This is a genomic window from Cylindrospermum stagnale PCC 7417 (assembly GCF_000317535.1).
Lineage (GTDB): Bacteria > Cyanobacteriota > Cyanobacteriia > Cyanobacteriales > Nostocaceae > Cylindrospermum > Cylindrospermum stagnale.
In genome coordinates this window covers 5,777,283-5,799,870 of record NC_019757.1, presented here as the reverse complement: position 1 = coordinate 5,799,870, position 22,588 = coordinate 5,777,283, and the positions used below count along the sequence as shown (strand labels likewise).

Sequence of the window (22,588 nt, the reverse complement as noted above, 5' to 3'; positions counted from 1 at the left end):
GAAGAGGGGAAGAGAAGGAAGGGTTAATTAACAGAAGAATACCTGTGGCGCGAAATCTGGGTTTATACTGCGTTAAGGGTATTTAATGGTGCATTATGGACGCTGAGGAACTTTTGGAGAAATACGCCGCAGGGGGACGGAAGTTTCATTCCGTAAATCTAAGTGAAGTAAATCTCCAAGGTGCTGACCTAAGTGAAATAGACTTATATAATTCAAATTTGACTGGAGCCGATTTAAGTGGGGCAAACCTAACCAAAGCAAATCTGAATAGTGCAAATCTAACTAAAGCATCTCTAACAGATACAAAATTAAATTCAGTAAGTGGTTCTTCAGCAATATTTTATTGGGCAGACCTCAATGGTGCTGATTTAAGTTGGTCAAATCTGAGTAGCGCTAACTTTAATTATGCAAACTTAGAACAGGCAACTCTGATAGGGGTAAATTTAAGCAATGCAACATTAGTATCGGCAAACCTAGATAAGGCTAATTTGAGTGTAGCAAATCTTAGTAGTGCAGACCTAACTGTAGCTTCATTGGCTGATGTGAATCTATGTAAAGCTAACTTAACCAAGGCAAATTTGGATGAAACTTACTTAATCGGATCTAATTTTACTCTGGCAAACTTAACTGAAGCCAAGCTGCAAAACGCCAAAATTCAAGGAACTAAATTTCATAGAGCAAATCTATCTCAAGTTGATTTGTCAGGGATGAATTTAGCTAATTTAGATTTTACAGAAGCAAATTTACAAGTTACAGACCTGGCAAAATCATTTCTTCAAGGGGCAAATTTAGAAAGAGCTAAACTACGATTTGCAAATCTCATGGGAGCAAATCTAAATGACGCCAATTTGAGAAAGGCAAATTTAACTGGTGCAAATATCTATGGTGCAACCTTTGAAAATGCTGACCTGACTGGTGCGATAATGCCTGATGGAGAAGTTTATAAACTGACTTCTACCTCTTGGGAATTCAATCAGCAAGCAGCACTGTTAGACAAAGTGATATCTATGACTAATAAAGTAATACGTACTGATAAAGCACCTGCACCAGTGGGGCCATATAATCAAGCCATTCTGGCTTCTGGTCAAATGTTATTTGTGGCTGGGCAAATTGCCATCGATCCCCGGTTGGGCGATGTTCTCTACACTGATGATGTGATTAAGCAAACTGAGCAAGTAATGGCTAATCTTGAAGCCATCCTGAAGGAAGCCGGTGCAACCTTTGAAGATGTAGTGAAAACTACTGTATTTTTAGCTGATATGAATGATTTCGCCGCTGTGAATGCGGTTTATGGTAAATATTTCTCGGAAGATACCGCCCCTGCGCGTGCTTGTGTTCAGGTGTCGCGGTTGCCGAAAAATGTGCTGGTGGAGATTGATTGTATTGCGGTGATTGCTGGTTAGTGATCAATATCTCTCGAAGATCCCCCCAACCCCCCTTAAAAAGGGGGGCTTAATTTTCAACAGGGGGGGCTTAATTTCTTTAACCCCCTTGGGAAGGGGGTCGCCGTAGGTGGGGGGATCAAATATTGGGGTGGGTTGAGAGGCGATCGCTATTCCTGCTTTGGGAACACTGAGTATTAATGACTTACCAGGATTTACCAACATGGCTGAAAATCGCATTAATGCTACTCTTTCCCCCGCAGACCGAGAAGCGGTATTAAAGGCTGTAGCTACCATCAAGGAAAAGTTACCGTTTTTAATCGACCTGTCAAAAGACGAGCGCATTGCTTTACCCAAGCTAGGTGATAAGAGTCGGGCGTTTGTGGTTAAAGCCTTGGAAGTAGCCACACAAAACCCAGATATTTTACCTAGATATTTCGATGTTGACGAAATGCGTCGGGATGTGGAACTTTTTGAGGCTTTATATCCCATAGTGCTATCACTCTCCCAGCTACAAGCATTAATTGATGATACTTGTTTAGCTGCTGGTAGTGAAGCTTATGTCGCTGCACTAACTGTTTATAACTACGCCAAAGTCAGCGGTAACACCCAAGGTTTAGACGCTGCGCTTGATGAATTAGGGCGCAGATTTGCCCGTAAAACCAAGAAACCAGAGGCTCCAGCCCCATAAATCCTGCTAAGAATGTAGAGACGTTACATGTAACGTCTCTACATTGTGTATTGTAGGCAACCGAGAACCGCTATAGTCTGTACCTCACCCTTCTGAGAACCCCCATTAATTAGCCTAAAAGATGGAAATTTATAGCTTTGAGCTTAAATGTTGAAGGTAAAAGCTCGACATCCCAAACTCAAAGCTTCATTTTTCGAGCTTCAAGCTCAAAGTTTTATGCTTTAGGCTCAAAGTTCCAAGCTTTAGGGTGAAAGTTCCGAGCCTTTGAGGTCAAAGTTTCCAGCTTTAAGCTCGAAGTTTCAAGCTTTAGGCTCCAAATTTCCAGCTTTAGGCTGCAAGTTTCGAGCCTTTGAGGTCAAAGTTTCCAGCTTTAGGCTCAAAGTTCCAAGCTTTAGGCTGCAAGTTCCAAGCTTTAGGGTGGAAGTTTCGAGCTTTAGGGTGGAAGTTCCGAGGTTTAGGGTAGAAGTTTCAAGCTCTAAGGTCGCGCATTCGCAGCCTGATGCAAATAGTACAAAATAACGAGAAATGCTACAAGATATATATGAGTTAAATAAAATACATAAGCACTGAAATCAACACAACAGCTATGAATAACAGACCTGGTATCCTCCTCACTAAACCCGTTGCTCTCATCAACAGAAATATTCAAGTCGATGGGCGGAGTCTTTTTATAGGAATGCTCAAAGCTTTAGCAAATGCAGCTACTGGTAATTTGGGTAATGTGCCAGAAAATATTATAGATATTGGGGCAGCGCTTGGATTAACACAAGAACCGGGCGAAATTGCTTGGTTGCTGATTTTTTCTGCTCTGACACAGGCAATGGTTAACTTGGTGGAAGATAATAAAGATTTAGTACAACTAGCAAATCTAGGAAACAAAGTAAAGCAAGATGACCTTCAGATAATTTCTGAAAATCGCCTCAACCAATGTTTAGAAAAACTGGAACAAGGAGAAATAACTATTTATCATGATTTTTTTGAACGTCCTCAAGACTTTGCTGTTATTGCAGAAATCAAAACCCCTTTTGCTCAGTGGTTGCAAACAGAATTTAATCTCAAACCAGCGCCAGCCGAAGCAATTAGTAATCGGTTGCCTTATGAATTTATAGATGCTCTATATGCAGAGTCGGCAAAGCATCCTGATAAATATGCCAAGTTACAAACAGAGCTAGACAATCTTTTTAGTAAACCTGCTGAACAAAAAGCTAAACAGGAACTTTCATGGCGGCGTTATTCTGCATGGCTGCAAAAACAGGTTGAAGAAAGGATGTTTGATGAAGCATTTGGTTTAAGACAGGTTTATGTTCCTTTACGGGCTTATTATGAGGAGAAAATAGAAAGTCAAGATGATCACTACTCTGATAGTAGCTCCAGAAATCATCAACGAGAAGATAATAAAGTTAAGCGGATTGTAGTTAAATTAGAAGAGGAATTACAAACATGGCTAGAGCAAGCTGATAAAAGTGATGCTATTCGGATAATTAGTGGTGGCCCTGGTAGTGGTAAATCTTCCTTTGCGAAAATATTTGCAGCTACACAGGCAGAAAAAGTAAAAGGGAAAATACCAGTTTTATTTATTCAGTTGGATCTTTTTGATCCAGAAGCTGATTTAGTTGAAGCCATTGGTAAATTTATCGAGTCAATGCGGGATATTCCTCTGCCACCTAATCCCCTGAAAAAAGAAAACTTTGTAGACCGCTTACTGATTATTTTTGATGGTTTGGATGAATTAGCGAAGCAGGGCAAAATTGCTGAGGGAGTTGCCCAAAGCTTTATTAGTGAAGTGAGAAGACAAGTTGATTCATTTAATGCAGTTCAAACTCGGTTGCTAGTTTTAATTAGTGGTCGGGAAATAGTTGTACAAAAAAATCAAAGTGAATTTCGCAAATCCAAACAAGTTCTAAATGTTATTCCCTATTTTATAGATCAACAACAGATAAAGGACAATAACTATATTGATGTAAATAAATTATTAGAAACAGACCAAAGACAAATTTGGTGGCAAAATTATGGTCAAGCTAGCGGTCTTGGCTATAGTGAACTACCAACAGAGCTAGATCAAGGTAATTTAAGAGAAATTACTGCTCAACCATTGCTCAATTACTTAGTGGCTTTAAGCTATGAAAGCAAAGAAGTAAATTTCACCGAAAACAGCAACCTGAATGAAATTTATGCACATTTACTCACAAAAGTTTATCAGCGAGCCTGGGGAAATAATCAGAATCCACATATTAAGGGAATTGAAGAAAAAGATTTTATTAGGATGTTGGAGGGAATTGCCATTGCTGCTTGGCATGGTGGTGATATTAGAGTCACAACAGTTTCAGAAATAGAAAACTATTGTGATAGTCATATCATCGACCGAATATTAAAGATTTTCAAAGAAGATAAAAGAGCTAGTTTCACTCGCTTGCTTACTGCTTTTTATTTTCGTCAGCGTGGAGTAAAAAATCGGGAAGAAACTTTTGAATTTACTCACAAAAGCTTTGGTGAGTATTTAGCAGCTAGGGAAATTGTACGACAGTTAAATCTGATTCATCAAGAGCTAAAACGGAAAGAAGATTCAGATATTGGGTTGGATAAAAAACAAGCTTTAGAATGGTGGGCAAAAATCTGTGGTTTAACTGCGATGGATAAATATATTTTTGAGTTTGTTGTCAATGAAATTCGTTTGCAGCAAGATAAATATAAGGTTGATGTTGGTGCATGGCAACAAACACTGTGTAACCTGATTAGCTATATGCTGAAACAGGGAATGCCAATGGAAAGATTAGGGATTGGTACTTTTCAAGAAGCAAATCGCCAAGCTCGTAATGCGGAAGAGGCTTTGTTAGCTGTTTTAAATGCTTGTGCTAGGCTGACAAACAAAGTTTCAGAAATAAAATGGCATTCTCCTGAAGCTTTCGGTGTGTGGATTTCTAGGCTTCATGGGCAAAGAGTGAATTACGCTAATGAAGTTTTTTGCTTAAATTGCTTGAGTTTTTTAGATTTGCAAAACTGTAATCTAATCGGCAAAGATTTTGACCATGTAAATCTTGAGCGGGCTAATCTTGTAGAGGTGCAACTTGCTTGGGCGGATCTTCAACAGGCGTATCTTGTACGGGCGGATCTTGGAGGGGCGTATCTTGTACGGGCGGATCTTGGAGGGGCGGATCTTGAAGGGGCGAATCTTGTAGGGGCGAATCTTGTACGGGCGTATCTTGTAGGGGCGAATCTTGAAGGGGCGTATCTTGTAGGGGTGAATCTTGAAGGGGCGGATCTTGAAGGGGTGAATCTTGTAGGGGCGAATCTTGTAGGGGCGAATCTTGTAGGGGCGAATCTTGAAGGGGCGAATCTTGTAGAGGCGAATCTTGTAGGGGTGAATCTTGTAGGGGTGAATCTTGTAGGGGCGGATGTTGAATGGCCAAAGCTTTTACCGGATCATTTCGAGCCTGAAGAAGCAGACTCAAGTGATAACCCCCCTCAGCCTTAATTTCTAATATTCTGATAACTTTTGGTTTCGGGGCATCTACCGGGAATCGAGACATTAGATAGTCACCTCAGCTTCAACCACAAAAGCTTCTAAAATCGGTGGTTTATCTTTTAAAACCTCTTTACCAAATATTTCATATAGCGAGCGGTTTGCAGTTGAATCTAATACAGACCTAACCCCCAACCCCTTCCCTAAGAGGGAATGGGAGCAAACCTCAAAGCCTCTCCCCTTGCAGGGGAGAGGTTTGGAGAGAGGTCAAAACGTATTGCATCAAAACGAGAACCGCTATGTTTTGCAGTTGAATCTAATACAGACCTAACCCCCAACCCCTTCCCTAAGAGGGAATGGGAGCAAACCTCAAAGCCTCTCCCCTTGCAGGGGAGAGGTTTGGAGAGAGGTCAAAGTGTATTGTATAAAAACGAGAACCGCTATATGGCATCAAATAGCTGTTTTAACATCAACTAAATCTTCGTTATAAGTGTCCCCTTAACCCAACAAAGTCGCTGAAATGTTGGGTTTCGTTCCAGTCAGGGAATTTTTGCCCGTTGGAAGCGATCGCACAAAGCACCTGCGGGATGCGATGGGCTACGCCCCGCTCTCCAGCGATCGCATAATTCCTAGTTTAGCCAACAGGTTTCGGTGAAGCATATTTAACCCAATACTGCAAAAAAGCAGATACCCCCAATCCCCCTTAAAAAGCTACCGTGTACACACAAGTTATCCAATTACCCAAAAATCTTGAAAAACCTCACCCTGTCCTAACAGACATCCCTCTCCTTCACAAGGAGAGGGACAGGTTGTGCGTAGCAGAACCAGGGTGAGGTTTTGTTTCCTCGGTTATTTCAACCATAAATTGCATTGAGAGAGACTTGTGTGTGCACCGTAGCCTTCACAAACGGGGCAAAAGTTGATTCATTTCCCATTTTCTTCAGGGGGTTAGAGGGAGCAATAACACACATAATATTGACTTTTGTACCTAAAAGGTCTAGATTCATTTATCGAACTAGTTGCAAGTTATTTGCAAAAATATTGATAATAGTTCCTAATGGAGACCGACAAATGAGTGTGAGTAAAAAAGGCTTGTTGGGTGCTGGCGCGGCATTGGTGGCGCTTACGGGTTTAGCTATCAGCACGTTGGGGGGAATTCCAGGCGCGATTGCAAATCCTAATGTCAATCAACAGGCACCACGCTTACTTGCCCAAAGGTTAAAAACCTTAACAATAGTTTTTCCTAGTCGCGCTGATTCTACAGATGTGCAAAATAAAGCCAATGCTATAGGCAGACTTTTGTCGAAAGAATTGGGAATGCCAGTTAAAGCACAAATAGGTGATGACACCGCTGCTGTAGAAGCTTTGAGAGCAAATCGGGCTGATGTGGCTTTTTTGAGCAGCCGTCCGGCTTTGAAAGCTGAACAATTGGCAAACGCTCGCTTGTATCTAGCTGAAGTCCGGGAAAATTACTCTGGTAGATATACTTATAACTCAGTCTTTGTTGTTCCCAACAAGAGCAACCTGAAAACTAGAAATACAGCCAAAGCCACCCTCGAACAACTGCGGGGCAAAAGAATGGCTTTCACTTCCCCGACATCTGGTTCAGGGTTTATTTTCCCCATTAGTGAATTGGTAAAACAGGGATTTGTTCCGAATCGCGATCGCTTGGAAGGTTTCTTTAGTCAAATTTCCTATGGTGGAAATTACAGCAAAGCCTTGCAAGCAGTGGTGCGCGGTCAGGCAGATGTGGCTGTAGTCTCAGAATATGCTCTTTTCTCCCCCTACATTACGGCTGAAGAAAAGAGTCAGTTACGGATTCTGCATAAAATCTCTGGTGTCCCCGCTCACGGTATCGCGATTGATGACGATGTGCCAGTGGTTGACCGGGAAAGAATTATTAACGCCCTACTCAAGTTAAATCAGTCGCAAAACAATCAACTACTACGCAACTTATATAACTCCACAGAATTGGTGAGAGTAGATCATACACGTCATCTAGCACCAGTCCGCGACGCCCTCAAACGTGCCGGCATCGATCCATAATTGAGTGCTGAGTTATTTGTTATGGCTGATTCTTGCACCTGACGATTCAAACCTTTGATTACTCTTAGTCCACTCTTAGTCCACGAAGGTGGACTTTGCCTGTGTAGCTGCGAATTCTATTCGCCTTGGCTCTTTACAAATTCCCCAATTCCCAATTAAGTGCGTGAAACAGATTGAATGTCACAACTTAGAGACAGCTTATGTTGCATCTCTAAATCGTCCCATCCTCAAGGAGATTAATTGCCAGATTAATTCAGGTGAGTTTGTTGTTTTGCTGGGACTCAATGGTGCGGGTAAGTCTACCTTGCTGCGATCGCTTGTTGGATTGGTGCCACTGGTGAAGGGAGAGATTCAGATCAATAATTTGAAGCTGTCTCCCCAAACGTTACCGCAAATTCGCCGAGAAATTGGCATGTTATTTCAGGGAGGCGGACTAATTCGCCAATTATCAGCCCTGGATAACGTTTTATGTGGTCGTTTGGGTGTCAGAACAACTAGACAAACGCTGTTTGGATTTCCGCAACGCGATCGCCTCTTAGCACTAAAGTTACTAGAAGATTTGGGTTTAAAAGAGCAAGCGCATCAAAAAACCAGTCAACTCAGCGGTGGACAACAACAACGAGTAGCGATCGCACGTGCTTTAATTCAATCACCGCAAATTCTCTTAGCCGATGAACCCATCACCGGTTTAGATGTCGTCGCTTCCCAACAAGTGATGCAGACTTTAGCCTCACTCAACACCCAGCAAGGCTTAACCATAGTCGCAGTTTTGCACGATTTGGGAATAGCCGCCGAATATGCCCAACGTGCGATCGTCTTAGATGCCGGACGCATCGTTTATGACGGAAAGTGTGAAAACCTGCAATCCCAATTTGCCCAAATTTTGAGTTTAGCTTAAACAGTAGAAGCCTCTCACCTACCCGATAGGGAGGTGATGAGATGAATACGCGTGAGTGAAGAATTGCCCAACGAGCTTTCATTAAGCGCAGCTTAATCAGTGTTGTTGGGCGATGAGGAATGAACATTTAAATTCCTAATATATTCACGAATAATATCTGTTTTGGTTCTTCCTGTTTGTTTTGCGTATTGCTCTAATATTTCCATCTCCAATTGCTCTAGGCGGACATTTAAATTTACTTTTACCATTTGCATTGTAATGATATTTCCATTACAATAATAGTAGATGGCAAAGCCGTTCGCGGAGCGTGCCGTAGGCATGAATGCTGGTCATCTCTAAGCTGTACCTTGACAACTCAGAGTATGGGGTTCTACCCAGTAACAGACACTTCTGTGGGTAGGTAAAACTCTGACAGTACAAAGGCTAGAACAATTTTTGTACTTGTTCAACTGTGCGTCGGGGCATCTCGTGCAGTATAAACAAAGCTCAGTTAATGTCCGACGGGATACCGGGAGTCGCTGAGAAGCCCACACCTACAGCTTGCTGAAGTGTGGGAGTATGTCACAGGAAAAAATCCCCATTAAACAAGAATCATGAGTTACTTTTTAAATTCCCCACGCCTACGCCGTTACCCTTGGGTGATACCTCTACTCATCTTCTTAATTATTGTTGGGGTTTATATTTGGGCAATACAAGGGTTACAAGTCGATTTTGAAGTGCTTCGTTCTAGCTGGCCTTACATCACCGACTTTATCTCCCGGTTATTCCCCCCGGATTTAACAGTTTTAGATATAGCCATTAAGGCATTAATTGAAACCGTGCAGATGTCTCTGTGGGGAACCACCATCGGCGCAATTATTTCTCTCCCCATTGCCGTTGCTAGCGCCAATAATGTTGCACCCCGTTGGTTGCAATGGCTGGCAAATCTGCTGCAAAACACCGTGCGCTCTGTCCCCTCAATTATTTTAGGACTAATTTTCGTCGCCGCCACCGGTTTAGGCGCACCCGCCGGCACCTTAGCCTTGGGAATCTACACCATTGGCTACCTGGCTAAATTTTATCAACAAGCAATTGAAGCCGTTGAACCGCGTTCTCTGGAATCTTTAAAAGTTATCGGTGCATCCCCGTTACAAATTGCCCAATACGGCATTGTCCCCCAAGTTCTACCCCTGGGATTGGGTTATACCTTGTGGATGTTTGAGTACAATATCCGTGCTGCTTCTGTGCTGGGTGTAGTCGGAGCCGGTGGTATCGGCTTTCAGTTGAAAAGTTATATAGATGGTTTTGAATATACTAAAGCTACAACCATGATGCTGGTTCTGTTGGTAGTCGTGACGGTAATTGATGCCTTCAGTAGCCAATTACGTCGTCGCCTCGATTCTATGTAGTATGGGTGTAAAAATGCAATATGTGCTCATAATTCACGAAGTTGCAGATTATGAAGCTTGGAAAAAAGTGTTTGATCATGCTGCCAGCATCCGAAAAAAAGCTGGTGAGAGAATCTATCAGGTCTTAAAGTATGAAAATGAACCAAATAAAATAGTTCATTTCTCGGCTTGGACATCAATCGTAGATGCCAGAGCATTTTTTGAGTCGCCTGAACTGGTGAGAATTAGAGCAGAAGCGGGAGTTAAGGCTCCTGAGTTTATATATCTTGATGAATTAGAGTCAGGTGAATTATAAAAACTTAACTATATGTATTCCACCCCCTAAAAAAGCACTATATAGCGATCCTAAATAAGATGTGAACATCTCTTTTTTATCTTCCTCTGCGCTCTCTGCGTCTCTGCGGTTCGTTAAAAAAAATACCGTTCACAACTCAAATAGGATTGCTATACAGCAGTTTGCAGTTGAGTCCAAAACAGACCGAACCCCGAACCCCTTAGATAATCTCTAAAGGGAGTGTAGAGACTAAGCATGATAAGTCTCTACATTTGGAGGAGAGACTATAAGAAAATTTACATTAATTCAATTCAGATCTAATTAAAACTCTTGCAAATAGATTGCAAGAGCTTAGATCGTGTATTGAAAGAATCGACTGATAAATTTCTGAGCTAATTATTCTCATTAAATACTCAAAATTCAACTAGTAGTTTCGGCTAAAGTTGCCATATTTATTGCTACGTCCTGACTCTTGTCAGCAAAGTGCTTATCCATAATTGCCGAGACTTGTGGCGCTTGAATCCGGCTGTAGCGGGTTTTGTCTGGCATGACTAAGTTAGGCCCTGCTTTGCAGTTTTTCATGCAGCCAGTGCCTTTGATGGTGACTTGATCTTCCAAACCGCGATCGCTTAAAGCCGCCTCTAAAGCCTGACAAACCGCTTTACCACCGCGTTTCATACAATCTGACTTTTGACAGACCAAAATACTAGCTTTAGTCTTAGCTGACTTTGGCTTAACATCATTGACTGATGAAGCTTCCTGTGAAGGCGTCATCGGGTTTGGATACTGGGGTGAAAGTTTCCGACTCTCCCACTCTCCCACTCTCCCACCTTCCCAATCTCTCCGTGCCGCCATTACACGTTCAGCCTTCAGTGTGACTTTGCCGCTTTGCAAGTCATACTTTTTTGTACCTACGACTTGCAGCCAAGTACCTAGTGGTAAGCGCAAATCAAAAGCAGCTCGTAAATGTTTAGCTAATTTAACATAACATTCACCTTCAGAGGTTCCTAACAGCAAGCCTTTGAGCTTATAGCCGTCTTTGATCACAAAATCGAGAAATCTGCCCTCAATGCAAAAATCTGCTACTTCATTTATGTGGGATGTACTCATGTTTTTTGACCTACTTTTGATTGATTCAAGTTATCAAGAGAGAGGATGTAAGTATTATTAGTTACTAACTATAACTTTCGGTAGCGACTCCGCCAGCTGTGCTCAAGAGTGCCAATTAGGTCTTGACGAGGGGCTGTGAATTGCCGCATCACACTCCAAAGTTGAACAGCTGCCATCGGATTGCCAATTTCTACCCGCAATGGCTGGTTAGCTTCACACCAACAGGGAATATCTAGCTCCTGTAGGCGTTGATAGACTTGCCAGCGGTCTGCCCAGTTCACTTCAACAATTTGCTTTATTTCTGTTTCTGAACTAAACGATTTCAAGAGAATTGCCCTCAAAGTGCAACAAATTTGCAGTAAGTACCACGCTTTGACACCCTATTTTTAGAAACTTGTGGGAGTTTAGCCTCTTCAATCAAGATACATTAAGTGCAAATTATTATCAATAAGTTAGCAAAAAAAATTTAATTTTGGCAACTACTCTATCTTTTGATCTCCTCCTTATGAGGTATGCGTGTTTGTGCTTATATGTCAAGGATAGTAGTAGCTACACGCTGCTGGGTCTAGGTTTCATCATCCTAAGCTGGAGTAAAGTTGAAAATTGCCGCCGTCAAAAAATCCAAAATATGTAATGTTAAATCGGCTGGCTTTCATTTTTTAAATGTTAATATATAGGAACTAAGCAGTTAAAATCTATAACTGCTAAAAAGCGAGGGGAACAATGTCTGATACTCAAACTTTATTACAAAACTTCGGTCAGGTTTATGACAATCCTGTATTGCTCGATCACAGCGTAACTGCCCCAGTTATCGAAGGATTTAATGTCGTACTAGCCAGTTTTCAGGCACTGTACTTGCAGTACCAAAAGCATCATTTTGTAGTTGAAGGTGCAGAATTTTACTCTCTGCATAAGTTTTTTAACGAAAGCTACGAAGAAGTCCAAGGTCACATCCATGATATTGGAGAGCGTTTAAATGGACTGGGTGGTGTGCCAGCAGCTACCTTCAGCAAATTAGCAGAATTAACCTGTTTTGAACCAGAAGCTGATGGTGCATATTCTTCCCGCAAGATGGTAGAAAATGACCTGGTAGCAGAACAAGCTTTAATTGGTGTAATTCGTCGTCAAGCCGCTCAGGCAGAGAGTTTGGGCGACAGAGGTACACGCTATCTCTACGAAAAAATTCTGTTAAAAACTGAGGAGCGGGCTTACCATTTGGCTCACTTCCTTGCCAAAGATAGCTTAACCTTGGGATTTGTCCAACCGGCTCAGAACTAATTTTCTCATAATCTAAATTTATCTAATCTAGACTGAAGAGAAAGTTGGGCAATAGCTCTTAAAGAATCAATGGCAGAAACTGGTATTCATACCTTTTCTGCCATTTTTAACGCATATATACATAGTCTGATCAGATTTTATTGAAAGAAATTATTAATTAGTCGGTTGAAAATATGTTTATTAAAATCCATATTCCTTAGATGAATAGATAGATGTGGAACATACAAATTAGCTATTGTGGCAAAAAACTAGCAATTAAATCACAATAATCACCAAATTTTTTAAAATTGCACAATCGCCAATTAAATAAAATTGGTAAGCCAAAAATCAATAGGCAATCCCAAATTACTTCTATAACCCAAGCTGCCAATTGCCCAGTTTCCCCCATATCCTCTTTTCACGTCTCGCTCATCAAAACCTGGAAAACTTGATAATAAAGAGAATGACAAGGGATAAAGACCCTTAAAATGATCAGGATTTGTATTCTCCTACTCCAAGGCAACGACTATGCCCCGCCGTGATGACCTCCGGAAGATTCTGCTGTTAGGCTCTGGTCCAATTGTGATCGGACAAGCCTGTGAGTTTGACTACTCTGGCACCCAAGCCTGTAAAGCGCTGCGAGAAGAAGGCTATGAAGTAGTGTTGGTTAACTCCAATCCTGCGACTATTATGACTGACCCGGAAACGGCTGATCGCACTTATATTGAGCCGTTAATCCCGGAACTGGTCGAAAAAGTGATCGCCAAAGAACGGCCTGACGCCTTATTACCAACGATGGGAGGGCAAACCGCCCTCAACCTCGCTGTAGCTTTAGCAAAAAATGGTGTTTTAGATAAATACAACGTCGAGTTAATTGGCGCTAAACTGCCGGCGATTGAAAAAGCTGAAGACAGAAAACTGTTTAACGAAGCGATGGCAAAGATTGGGGTAGCGGTGTGTCCTAGTGGCACAGCCTCAACCTTAGAAGAATCAAAAGCGATCGCTCGCCAAATTGGCACATATCCCCTAATTATCCGTCCAGCCTTCACTATGGGGGGCACTGGCGGTGGTATTGCCTATAACCAAGAAGAATTTGAAGAAATGGCCCAGGTAGGTATCGATGCTAGTCCTGTTTCTCAAATTCTCATCGACCAATCCCTACTCGGTTGGAAAGAATACGAGTTGGAAGTGATGCGCGACTTGGCAGATAACGTTGTGATTATCTGCTCCATCGAAAACATTGACCCGATGGGCATCCATACCGGCGATTCGATCACCGTCGCTCCCGCTCAAACCCTTACCGACAAGGAATACCAGCGGCTGCGGGATATGGCAATTAAAATCATCCGCGAGATTGGCGTGGAAACTGGCGGTTCTAATATCCAGTTTGCCGTTAATCCCGTTAATGGGGATGTGGTTGTCATTGAAATGAACCCCCGTGTTTCTCGCAGTTCGGCTTTGTCTTCTAAAGCCACGGGTTTCCCCATCGCCAAGATAGCAGCTAAGTTAGCTGTGGGTTACACCTTGAATGAACTGCAAAATGACATCACCAAGCAAACTCCGGCATCCTTTGAGCCGACAATTGACTATGTGGTGACAAAAATTCCCCGCTTTGCTTTTGAAAAGTTCCCTGGTTCTGAAGCAGTGCTGACAACGCAAATGAAGTCAGTCGGGGAAGCGATGGCTATTGGACGGACATTTAACGAATCCTTCCAAAAGGCGCTGCGTTCTTTGGAAACTGGCCGCGCTGGCTGGGGTTGCGACAAAGCCGAAAAATTACCCAGTGGTGAACAAATTCGCGCCCAGTTGCGGACACCTAATCCCGATCGCATTTTTGCTGTGCGTCACGCGATGCAAAGCGGCATCAGCATTGAGGAAATCTACGAACTCACTGCCATTGACCGTTGGTTTTTAGATAAATTGCAGCATCTGCTGGAGGTGGAGAAGTTCCTGAAACGGACGCCTTTAAAGCAGTTAACAAAAGAGCAAATGTATGATGTTAAGCGAGATGGTTATAGCGATCGCCAAATTGCTTATGCAACCAAAACCACCGAAGACGAAGTTAGAGCCTACCGCAAACAGCTAGAAGTCATCCCGGTTTACAAAACTGTAGACACCTGCGCTGCTGAATTTGAGGCGTTTACACCTTATTACTATTCCACCTACGAAGCAGAAACAGAAGTTTTGCCCACAACCAAGCCGAAGGTGATGATTTTGGGTGGTGGACCCAACCGTATCGGCCAGGGAATTGAGTTTGATTACTGTTGTTGTCACGCCGCTTATGCCTTGAAGGAAGCGGGGTATGAGACGATTATGGTCAACTCCAACCCGGAGACAGTCTCAACAGATTACGATACTAGCGATCGCCTTTACTTTGAGCCGTTGACAAAAGAAGATGTCCTCAACATCATCGAAGCCGAAAATCCTGTCGGCATAATTGTCCAGTTTGGCGGACAAACACCATTAAAATTGGCGATTCCGCTTCAGGAGTTTCTCACAACTCAGAAATTAGGACTCCAAACTCAAATTTGGGGAACTTCGCCAGATTCTATCGATATGGCAGAAAACCGGGAACGGTTTGAAAAGATTCTCAAACAGTTAAATATTTCCCAACCGCCGAATGGGATGGCTCGGAGTTACGAAGATTCGCTCATTGTCGCCAAACGCATTGGTTATCCGGTGGTGGTGCGTCCTAGCTATGTGTTGGGGGGAAGGGCGATGGAAATCGTCTATTCTGATGCTGAGTTAGAACGCTACATGACCTTTGCCGTGCTGGTAGAACCAGATCATCCAATTCTGATCGATAAGTTTTTGGAAAATGCCATTGAAGTCGATGTAGATGCGATCGCTGACCACACTGGCAGGGTGGTGATTGGTGGTATTATGGAACACATAGAACAAGCCGGAATTCATTCGGGAGACTCTGCTTGCTCTTTACCGTCGATTTCCCTGCCACCAGCAGTTCTCAATCAAATTCGGACTTGGACAGTGCAGCTAGCCCAGTCTTTATCAGTTGTCGGGTTGATGAATATTCAATTTGCCGTGATTGGTGCTAGCAGCTATTCACCCCAAGTTTACATCTTGGAAGCTAACCCCCGCGCCTCCCGCACTGTACCTTTTGTTTCTAAAGCCACGGGTGTACAACTGGCGAAACTAGCATCTTTAGTGATGTCGGGTAAAACTTTAGAGGAATTGAACTTTACTGAAGAAGTTATCCCCACTCACATTGCTGTCAAAGAAGCAGTATTGCCTTTTAATAAATTCCCCGGTACCGATACGATTCTCGGCCCGGAAATGCGCTCTACTGGCGAAGTGATGGGGATTGACAGCGACTTCGGCCGCGCCTTCGCCAAGGCAGAATTGGGTGCTGGAGAGCTTTTACCCCTCCAAGGCACAGTGTTTGTCTCAATGAGCGATCGCGACAAAACGGCTGCGGTCGATGTCGTCAGGGAGTTTATCGATTTAGGCTTTACCGTAATGGCTACTGTTGGTACACGCCTTGTCCTTCAGGAACAGGGGCTAAACATTGAGTCAGTACTAAAACTGCATGAAGGCCGCCCCAATGTCATCGATGCCATCAAAAACCAAAAAATCCAACTGATCATCAACACACCTTCTGGGGAAGAAGCTCAGACTGATGCCAGGTTAATCCGCCGCACAGCCTTAGCTTACAAACTTCCCATCATTACTACCATCGCTGGGGCAAAAGCCACGGTCGCCGCTATCCGTTCTCTGCAAAGTACGACTTTGGACGTCAAAGCCATCCAAGATTACGGCAAAACTCTTTAGTGGGGAATAGGCAGTAGGCAATAGGGGGGAATAGGCAGTAGGCAATAAATTCCTCTCCTTTGCCTCTTCTCCCCAGTCCCCAGTCCCCAGTCCCCAGTCCCCAGTCCCCAGCAAAAATTAAGCAATTGTTATAAGAGAATCATTATAGTTATCATTGAGATATTTTAACAAATATGAGGAAGATTATTTCCTCACCAGAGAATTTATAAAACTGGCTTCCAGACAGTCTTGAGTAAAGTAGCCGCATTGTACGACTGAAAAGAGGCGCAAAATCTCTAGCTGACTGGTAGTCAAATTATTCTCATAAATGTTACAATTATTAATGAAAGAGAAATACACAAAATGTTACTTACACTACCTTTTATCTAACTGTAGATACTTGTGAAAACGGAGAAATAACTGTAACGTCTAGCAGTTAAGTAGCCTAACTTGATTTATGATGAGCAGCCGAGTTGCTCGGGCGCGTAAGTTGCAAACCATACTATGGGTTCCCAGTCAGACTGGGTAGCACCCTCCCAAGGGATTTATCAGTTAATGACCCTACTAGAAAAACCAACATTACCCAAGAGTAGCGCCATGAAGACCGCTCAGACAGCCACAGACCTCGTGCGGACTTATCTGCGTGAGATTGGCCGTGTGCCACTTCTAACCCATGAAGAGGAAATTTTTTATGGTAAACAAGTGCAACGAGCCACAGCATTGCACGAGGTAAGGGAATTTCTTGCTACCCAGTTAGGTCGTCAACCGAACCTAGAAGAGTGGGCAGCAGCGACAAAGCTAGAAACAACAGCGTTGAACGAAGCGATCGCTGATGGGGAAATCGCCAAGCGCAAAATGGTAGAAGCTAATTTGCGACTGGTGGTATCCGTTGCCAAAAAATACATTAAGCGCAATGTCGATTTACTCGACTTGATCCAAGAAGGTAGCATTGGGATGCAACGGGGCGTGGAAAAGTTTGACCCCACAAAAGGTTATCGGTTTTCTACTTATGCCTACTGGTGGATTCGCCAAGCTATCACCCGTGCGATCGCCGAAAAAGCTCGCACCATTCGGCTACCTATTCATATTACCGAAAAATTAAATAAAATTAAAAAGGCGCAGCGCCAATTGTCCCAACAACTGGGACGCGCCCCAACAGCTGCGGAACTAGCTCAAGAATTAGAACTGACCCCGAAGCAAGTGCGAGAGTATTTAGAAAAGGCACGGCTGCCCCTCTCCCTAGATTTGCGGCTCGGAGACAACTACGACACCGAACTTGGAGAAATGTTAGAAGACCCAGGCGCTTCTCCAGAAGAGTTTGTCATGCAATCTTCCCTATCTTATGACTTAGAACGCCTAATAGCAGAACTCACTCCACAACAGAAGGAAGTGATTACCCTGCGCTTTGGGTTAATCGATGGTCAAGCTTTGACTCTCGCCAAAATTGGTGAAATTCTCAACATCAGCCGCGAGCGAGTCCGGCAAATCGAGCGGGAAGCCTTAACCAAACTTCGCAAATCTAAAGCCAACATGGATGAATACTTGGCCAGTTAGTCAAAAGTCCCTAGTCATTGGCTACTAATGACTAATGACTAATGACTAATGACTAATGACTAATGACTAATGACTAATGACTAATTAGGTGAGAAAATACCCTGATTTTGGTACGGTTACACCGACTACTAGGAAAGAAATAGCCTGTTACATTAGTTGACATAGACGCCTATTAGTCAACAAAGCTAAATACTAAATAGGTGTTGATAATTTTAGTCGCAAACACCACAGTCAGCGGTGGTAGTACAGGAGGCAAAACGTGAGTAACCCATCCAATCGAGTCTCAGAATTTTTTAATAGTGAGTCCGAAACTGGCAATTTACTTTGGCATTACGTTAAATCCTTAAGTCCAGAGACAGTCACCCAACTATCTAAACCCACTTCTAGTGAAGTTTTTCAGGTAATGGAACGGAATATCATGGGACTATTGGGCAACCTGCCTCCAGAACACTTTGGCGTTACCATTACCACCAGTCGGGAAAGTTTAGGCCGGATGCTGGCTTCAGCGATGATTAGTGGTTATTTCTTGCGTAATGCTGAACAGAGAATGACCTTTGACATTGCCTTACAAGGGACTGAAGCTAACAATAGCGAAAGTGAATAATAGTGTGAAATTTAGGAATCGCGGCGGCGCCATTCAAAAATACTCCTCCGCACCATCCTCGCACTCTACCTGAAATCAGTCCCTGATTGCCAGCTAGGCATTCACCAAGTTTTCAGAAAAACGTCCAAAACTACGAAATTTATCGATTGTAGTTGTGCTTGGGCGAAGAGGGCGCAACTACGAAAGTCAATGCCAGCCCTGAATTTATGAAGAACTATTTTCAGAATACCCAACTCTGTGAGCTTGGGTTGATAAAATTGGTAGCAAGTACAAACTCGGTAGAGATCAAGCCTGCCGAGTTTTGTTATTAATTATTTATGATTAATTATTTTTCCTCTTCTTCAATAAACTATGAGCCAAACCAGTTCTCTCCTACCCCATAAAATCATTGGCGTTGCCGTAATTTGGAATGACCAAGAACAAATTTTAATTGATCGCCGTCGTCCAGAAGGCTCAATGGGGGGTTTGTGGGAATTTCCTGGGGGAAAAATCGAGTCTGGTGAAACCATTCCAGAGTGTATTCTGCGAGAAATTGATGAAGAACTGGGGATAGAGATTGAAGTGGGAGAACATCTAATCACTATTGATCATACCTATACACACTTGCGCGTTACCCTGACAGTGCATCAGTGCCGACATCTGACAGGTGTTCCCCAAGCGCTGGAATGTGACGAAATTCGCTGGGTAAACTTGGAAGAACTGGATCAGTTTGCTTTCCCCAAGGCGAATTTTCAAATTATTGCAGCTTTGAGGCAGAGTAAAGAGGTGAAGGGGAGTAATTTTTTTGGCTAGTCTACAAGTAACGATGTATTAACGGCATTAGGTTGTGACCCGCAATTTTCTACAATGATCCCAGAGACTTAGATCAAGAGTGTCAGGAAACAAATGTCTAAAACCGTTGCCGACGTGATGACTTGTGACCCGATTGTCGTCCGGCGTGAAACTCCGCTGAAAGAAGCTATCCAAACCCTTGCAGAAAAACGCATCAGCGGGTTGCCTGTTGTCGATGATGTTGAGAAATTAGTTGGCATTATATCAGAAACAGACTTGATGTGGCAAGAAACTGGTGTGACTCCGCCGGCATACATCATGTTTTTGGATAGTGTGATCTATTTACAAAATCCCGCTACTTATGAACGTGACTTGCATAAGGCTCTGGGGCAAACTGTTGGGGAAGTCATGAGTAAAAATCCGATTACTATTTCCCCTGATAAAACTTTAAGAGAAGCAGCCAAGCTGATGCACGATCGCAGTATTCACCGTTTACCGGTGCTTGACAGCGCGGGTCAGGTAATTGGTATTCTTACCCGTGGTGATATTATTCGCTCAATGGCAGCAGATTAGGGTGGGGAGACCGCCTAGATTGGCCAGTGGTAAAAAAATCACCAACTGACAACTGACAGTTTTTAGGAAATTAGGATAGCTAAATGAGTATTACTCCTGAGTCTGTGAAGCAATTGCTGAGTTCTGAGGATTTGGGCGATCGCTTGCGTGCGGTAAATCAAATCCGCGAATTGGAAAGTGCGATCGCTTTTGAATTGCTTCAAAGTGCCATTGGCGATCGCAATGCACGCGTTCGCTACTCAGCAGTCAGTCAAATGGATACACTGGGAACCCAGGATTTAGATTTATCGTTGAATATATTGCGCGATTTGCTCAAAGATCCTGAACCTGATGTCCAAGCAGCAGCAGCAGACTGTTTGGGGGCGCTGAAATTACATGCAGCTTTTGAAGACTTGCAGCAGCTTTACCACGCAACCCCTGAGTGGCTAGTCCAATTCAGTATTATCGCCACATTAGGAGAGTTGGGCGATCCGCGAGGCTTTGAACTTCTAAAACTAGCGCTTTCTTCAGATAATGAGTTAATCCAAACTGCTGCTATTAGTTCTTTGGGAGAATTAGGAGATTTACAAGCGATTCCCCTGTTAATTCCCTATGCGACTAATCCAGATTGGCAAGTCCGTTACAGAGTTGTCCAAGCTTTGACTCGTTTGGGTGGTGCTGATGCCAAATCTATCTTAGAAACTCTGGCTAATGACGAAAAAGAAGCGATCGCTAATGAAGCGAAAAAATATTTGCAGTCAGCTTAAGATGGATCTGTGTCTCTGAGGTTTAAAAGACATTTATTTAACCGCAGAGTCGCAGAAAACGCAGAGGAAAGAGGAATTTTCTAAATTTTAACCGCCATAAACCTGCGACCAAGTTGTGGTGATAAAAACTGCAACTGCGGCAAATGCTAAAATCCCTTGAAATAAATTCCCTACCGCTGTTCCGACTGTAATTCCGATTCCTGCTTTCACGGCTGCCCCTAAATCACGCCGGTAAAGGAACTCACCAATAATTGCTCCTAAAAGCGGGCCGAATAAAATTCCTAACAAAGGGCCGCCAAAAGGCAGCGTTGGCAATAATCCAAAAAATCCGAGGAGCAAACCGACAAAAGCGCCAATTTGTCCCCACTTGCTAGCACCTGCCTGTTTTGCTCCCAAATACCCAGCTAAGAAATCAACTGCCATACTCAGGAGTAAGACAATAATTGTCACAATTAGGGGTGTCTTGATAGCTGCGAAGGAACTACTGACGATTCCCCAGATGATAATGGCAATTAAAATTAAACTGCTGCCAGGGATAGCCGGAACTACAGCACCGATAATACCCACAACCATCAGGGAAATCAGTAGCCAATAGATAATTTGCATAAAGTTTTAAGTTTCCAAGTCATAGCATATTGCAACTGAGAGTCACAGCTAATTTATCAGCAATTCCCGCAATCCATTTTTCATCTTGTTTGGTGTAACTGCGAGGCGCATTTGCTGCCAAAATTAGCACACCTTGGTCGCCAATGGGTTGACAAATTACACCTTGAGTGTTTTCTGGCAAGTAATCAAACTCAATCGCACCGGGATACACTTTCAGAGCTACTAAATAAATCGGCTGATGTGTTTCCAGTACCCGTTTTAAGATCGCTCCTGGTACAACTTCTGATTTATTAGCCAGAATACCGCGACGCAACAAAACTTTGCCTTGATAGTAAACTATCAGCGATCGCGTGACTGTATTAGTCAATAATAAATGCGATGCCCAGGCTAGTTCTGTTTTCACGGCTTCTGGTAAATCTGGCGCTAGGACAAAACCTTCTTCTCCGATCAGTTCTACAGTATCAGGCGATCGCGGTTGTACTTGCTGCCAAATTAAACCAGTCAAAATTAACACCGCACTCAAAATCACACCAAGTACATCCCCCCGTGCTTGGGATTCTGTAAGTTCCGGTGTTAATAAACGGTTGATCAGCAACAATACAGCGCCTAACCCACCGACTACTAGGGGTAGACGCCGCAAAACTCGATTCGGATCAGGTTTAGTCATTAGTCATTAGTCATTAGTCATTAGTCATCAGTCTAAGACTATTGACTTTTGTATACTGCTATTATTCCTCGCCTGGTTCAATTATCCGTTGAAACAGATAACCAGTACCTCTAGCGGTGAGAATCAATTCAGGATTGCTAGGGTCATCTTCCAATTTTGCCCGTAAACGAGAGATATGCACGTCTACAACGCGGGTATCCACATGGCGTTCTGGTGTGTAGCCCCAGACTTCTTGCAAAATTTCCGAACGGGAAAAAGCTTCTCCAGAACGGCTCACTAATAACTCTAGCAAGCTAAACTCCATGCCCGTCAGGCGAATGCGCTCATCGCCTTTGTAGACTTGTCGCTTATTCGTATCGATTTTGATATTACCGACATGAATCACCCCTGAACTGGGGATACCGGAAGCACCGGTTTTGTCTACCCGTCGCAATACCGAGCGAATACGGGCTTCTAGCTCTTTGGGGGAGAATGGTTTAACTACATAGTCGTCAGCGCCCAATTCCAACCCAGTGATGCGATCGGCTACATCACCCAAGGCTGTTAGCATGATGATGGGGACATCTGATTCTTTGCGTAATTCTTGACAGACACCGTAGCCATCTAGCTTTGGCATCATCACATCCAAAACCACTAAATCAGGTTCTGTTTTGCGAAAAGTTTCCAAAGCTTCTTCCCCGTCGCCAGCCGTCACTACATCGTAGCCAATCATGGAAAGGCGCGTTTCCAAAATCCGGCGAATGCTGGCTTCGTCGTCTACCACCAGGATTTTTTCTTTATGGCTTTCCAAGTT

General features: G+C 43.3%; 21 protein-coding genes. 15 read left to right on the top strand and 6 right to left on the bottom strand.

Features of this window, described 5'->3' with window-relative positions:
* The first annotated feature begins 95 nt into the window (after window positions 1–95).
* The 6 genes from CYLST_RS24265 to CYLST_RS24235 all read left to right on the top strand — a co-directional run bounded on the left by CYLST_RS24265 (window position 96) and on the right by CYLST_RS24235 (window position 8,477).
* Complete coding sequence (locus CYLST_RS24265; RefSeq protein ID WP_015210388.1) at window positions 96–1,403, top strand: Rid family detoxifying hydrolase; 1,308 nt, start codon at window positions 96–98, stop codon at window positions 1,401–1,403.
* Between the two features lie 202 nt (window positions 1,404–1,605).
* Window positions 1,606–2,073 (top strand): hypothetical protein, encoded by a 468-nt coding sequence (locus CYLST_RS24255; protein ID WP_015210387.1) that lies wholly within the window; start codon window positions 1,606–1,608, stop codon window positions 2,071–2,073.
* A gap of 586 nt (window positions 2,074–2,659) precedes the next feature.
* Window positions 2,660–5,545 carry a pentapeptide repeat-containing protein gene (locus CYLST_RS24250; RefSeq protein ID WP_015210386.1) on the top strand — a complete coding sequence of 962 codons (2,886 nt, stop codon included), beginning with the start codon at window positions 2,660–2,662 and terminating at the stop codon, window positions 5,543–5,545.
* A gap of 508 nt (window positions 5,546–6,053) precedes the next feature.
* Window positions 6,054–6,188 carry a hypothetical protein gene (locus CYLST_RS36405; protein ID WP_281172794.1) on the top strand — a complete coding sequence of 45 codons (135 nt, stop codon included), beginning with the start codon at window positions 6,054–6,056 and terminating at the stop codon, window positions 6,186–6,188.
* Window positions 6,189–6,604: 416 nt separating this feature from the next.
* Window positions 6,605–7,579 carry a phosphate/phosphite/phosphonate ABC transporter substrate-binding protein gene (locus CYLST_RS24240; RefSeq protein ID WP_015210384.1) on the top strand — a complete coding sequence of 325 codons (975 nt, stop codon included), beginning with the start codon at window positions 6,605–6,607 and terminating at the stop codon, window positions 7,577–7,579.
* 163 nt (window positions 7,580–7,742) lie between these two features.
* Window positions 7,743–8,477 carry a phosphonate ABC transporter ATP-binding protein gene (locus CYLST_RS24235; protein WP_041233867.1) on the top strand — a complete coding sequence of 245 codons (735 nt, stop codon included), beginning with the start codon at window positions 7,743–7,745 and terminating at the stop codon, window positions 8,475–8,477.
* Window positions 8,478–8,569: 92 nt separating this feature from the next.
* Here CYLST_RS24235 and CYLST_RS24230 read toward each other — a convergent pair whose 3' ends face one another.
* Window positions 8,570–8,797, bottom strand: a complete 228-nt coding sequence (locus tag CYLST_RS24230; protein ID WP_015210382.1) for a ribbon-helix-helix domain-containing protein — start codon at window positions 8,795–8,797, stop codon at window positions 8,570–8,572.
* A 273-nt stretch (window positions 8,798–9,070) separates the two neighbouring features.
* Between CYLST_RS24230 and phnE the strand changes: the two genes are divergently transcribed.
* Window positions 9,071–9,865 (top strand): phosphonate ABC transporter, permease protein PhnE, encoded by a 795-nt coding sequence (gene phnE / locus CYLST_RS24225; protein ID WP_015210381.1) that lies wholly within the window; start codon window positions 9,071–9,073, stop codon window positions 9,863–9,865.
* A gap of 13 nt (window positions 9,866–9,878) precedes the next feature.
* Window positions 9,879–10,160: a hypothetical protein gene (locus CYLST_RS24220; RefSeq protein WP_041233865.1), complete on the top strand. Its 282-nt coding sequence runs from the start codon at window positions 9,879–9,881 to the stop codon at window positions 10,158–10,160.
* 399 nt (window positions 10,161–10,559) lie between these two features.
* Here the strand turns inward: CYLST_RS24220 and CYLST_RS24215 are convergent, their stop codons facing one another.
* Both CYLST_RS24215 and CYLST_RS24210 read right to left on the bottom strand, forming a co-directional pair.
* Entirely contained in the window at window positions 10,560–11,249 is a 690-nt protein-coding gene (locus CYLST_RS24215) for a (2Fe-2S) ferredoxin domain-containing protein (RefSeq protein WP_015210379.1), read from the bottom strand.
* A 68-nt stretch (window positions 11,250–11,317) separates the two neighbouring features.
* The gene (locus CYLST_RS24210; protein ID WP_015210378.1) at window positions 11,318–11,575 is read right to left on the bottom strand and encodes an Asr1405/Asl0597 family protein; all 258 of its coding nucleotides are present in this window, start codon (window positions 11,573–11,575) and stop codon (window positions 11,318–11,320) included.
* Between the two features lie 397 nt (window positions 11,576–11,972).
* Here CYLST_RS24210 and dpsA point away from each other — a divergent pair, with 397 nt between their 5' ends.
* The 7 genes from dpsA (at window position 11,973) to nblB (ending at window position 20,522) form a co-directional block, all read left to right on the top strand.
* Complete coding sequence (gene dpsA / locus CYLST_RS24205; protein WP_015210377.1) at window positions 11,973–12,527, top strand: DNA starvation/stress protection protein DpsA; 555 nt, start codon at window positions 11,973–11,975, stop codon at window positions 12,525–12,527.
* Window positions 12,528–13,034: 507 nt separating this feature from the next.
* Complete coding sequence (gene carB, locus CYLST_RS24200) at window positions 13,035–16,295, top strand: carbamoyl-phosphate synthase large subunit (RefSeq protein WP_015210376.1); 3,261 nt, start codon at window positions 13,035–13,037, stop codon at window positions 16,293–16,295.
* Between the two features lie 576 nt (window positions 16,296–16,871).
* Window positions 16,872–17,828: an RNA polymerase sigma factor, RpoD/SigA family gene (locus CYLST_RS24195; RefSeq protein ID WP_041233864.1), complete on the top strand. Its 957-nt coding sequence runs from the start codon at window positions 16,872–16,874 to the stop codon at window positions 17,826–17,828.
* Between the two features lie 259 nt (window positions 17,829–18,087).
* Window positions 18,088–18,432 carry a DUF760 domain-containing protein gene (locus CYLST_RS24190; protein ID WP_015210374.1) on the top strand — a complete coding sequence of 115 codons (345 nt, stop codon included), beginning with the start codon at window positions 18,088–18,090 and terminating at the stop codon, window positions 18,430–18,432.
* A gap of 351 nt (window positions 18,433–18,783) precedes the next feature.
* A complete protein-coding gene (gene mutT / locus CYLST_RS24185) occupies window positions 18,784–19,224 on the top strand; it encodes an 8-oxo-dGTP diphosphatase MutT (RefSeq protein ID WP_015210373.1) in 441 nt (146 codons plus the stop codon).
* 93 nt (window positions 19,225–19,317) lie between these two features.
* The gene (locus tag CYLST_RS24180; protein WP_015210372.1) at window positions 19,318–19,776 is read left to right on the top strand and encodes a CBS domain-containing protein; all 459 of its coding nucleotides are present in this window, start codon (window positions 19,318–19,320) and stop codon (window positions 19,774–19,776) included.
* Window positions 19,777–19,859: 83 nt separating this feature from the next.
* Window positions 19,860–20,522 carry a phycobilisome degradation protein NblB gene (gene nblB, locus CYLST_RS24175; RefSeq protein ID WP_015210371.1) on the top strand — a complete coding sequence of 221 codons (663 nt, stop codon included), beginning with the start codon at window positions 19,860–19,862 and terminating at the stop codon, window positions 20,520–20,522.
* Between the two features lie 87 nt (window positions 20,523–20,609).
* Here nblB and CYLST_RS24170 read toward each other — a convergent pair whose 3' ends face one another.
* The 3 genes from CYLST_RS24170 to rpaB form a co-directional block, all read right to left on the bottom strand.
* Window positions 20,610–21,128 (bottom strand): DUF456 domain-containing protein, encoded by a 519-nt coding sequence (locus CYLST_RS24170; RefSeq protein WP_015210370.1) that lies wholly within the window; start codon window positions 21,126–21,128, stop codon window positions 20,610–20,612.
* A gap of 19 nt (window positions 21,129–21,147) precedes the next feature.
* Window positions 21,148–21,795 carry a cofactor assembly of complex C subunit B gene (locus CYLST_RS24165; protein ID WP_015210369.1) on the bottom strand — a complete coding sequence of 216 codons (648 nt, stop codon included), beginning with the start codon at window positions 21,793–21,795 and terminating at the stop codon, window positions 21,148–21,150.
* A gap of 61 nt (window positions 21,796–21,856) precedes the next feature.
* On the bottom strand, window positions 21,857–22,585 hold the full coding sequence (gene rpaB / locus CYLST_RS24160) for a response regulator transcription factor RpaB (RefSeq protein WP_015210368.1): 729 nt from the start codon (window positions 22,583–22,585) through the stop codon (window positions 21,857–21,859).
* Window positions 22,586–22,588: the final 3 nt, after the last annotated feature.

What these genes read in the sequence shown, in the direction of transcription:
- CYLST_RS24265 (WP_015210388.1), top strand. Translation starts at nt 96, where the DNA reads ATGGACGCTGAGGAACTTTTGGAGAAATACGCCGCAGGGGGACGGAAG.
- CYLST_RS24255 (WP_015210387.1), top strand. Translation starts at nt 1,606, where the DNA reads ATGGCTGAAAATCGCATTAATGCTACTCTTTCCCCCGCAGACCGAGAA.
- CYLST_RS24250 (WP_015210386.1), top strand. Translation starts at nt 2,660, where the DNA reads ATGAATAACAGACCTGGTATCCTCCTCACTAAACCCGTTGCTCTCATC.
- CYLST_RS36405 (WP_281172794.1), top strand. Translation starts at nt 6,054, where the DNA reads ATGTTGGGTTTCGTTCCAGTCAGGGAATTTTTGCCCGTTGGAAGCGAT.
- CYLST_RS24240 (WP_015210384.1), top strand. Translation starts at nt 6,605, where the DNA reads ATGAGTGTGAGTAAAAAAGGCTTGTTGGGTGCTGGCGCGGCATTGGTG.
- CYLST_RS24230 (WP_015210382.1), bottom strand. Translation starts at nt 8,797, where the DNA reads ATGCCTACGGCACGCTCCGCGAACGGCTTTGCCATCTACTATTATTGT.
- phnE (WP_015210381.1), top strand. Translation starts at nt 9,071, where the DNA reads ATGAGTTACTTTTTAAATTCCCCACGCCTACGCCGTTACCCTTGGGTG.
- CYLST_RS24220 (WP_041233865.1), top strand. Translation starts at nt 9,879, where the DNA reads ATGCAATATGTGCTCATAATTCACGAAGTTGCAGATTATGAAGCTTGG.
- CYLST_RS24215 (WP_015210379.1), bottom strand. Translation starts at nt 11,249, where the DNA reads ATGAGTACATCCCACATAAATGAAGTAGCAGATTTTTGCATTGAGGGC.
- dpsA (WP_015210377.1), top strand. Translation starts at nt 11,973, where the DNA reads ATGTCTGATACTCAAACTTTATTACAAAACTTCGGTCAGGTTTATGAC.
- carB (WP_015210376.1), top strand. Translation starts at nt 13,035, where the DNA reads ATGCCCCGCCGTGATGACCTCCGGAAGATTCTGCTGTTAGGCTCTGGT.
- CYLST_RS24195 (WP_041233864.1), top strand. Translation starts at nt 16,872, where the DNA reads ATGAAGACCGCTCAGACAGCCACAGACCTCGTGCGGACTTATCTGCGT.
- mutT (WP_015210373.1), top strand. Translation starts at nt 18,784, where the DNA reads ATGAGCCAAACCAGTTCTCTCCTACCCCATAAAATCATTGGCGTTGCC.
- CYLST_RS24180 (WP_015210372.1), top strand. Translation starts at nt 19,318, where the DNA reads ATGTCTAAAACCGTTGCCGACGTGATGACTTGTGACCCGATTGTCGTC.
- nblB (WP_015210371.1), top strand. Translation starts at nt 19,860, where the DNA reads ATGAGTATTACTCCTGAGTCTGTGAAGCAATTGCTGAGTTCTGAGGAT.
- CYLST_RS24170 (WP_015210370.1), bottom strand. Translation starts at nt 21,128, where the DNA reads ATGCAAATTATCTATTGGCTACTGATTTCCCTGATGGTTGTGGGTATT.
- CYLST_RS24165 (WP_015210369.1), bottom strand. Translation starts at nt 21,795, where the DNA reads ATGACTAAACCTGATCCGAATCGAGTTTTGCGGCGTCTACCCCTAGTA.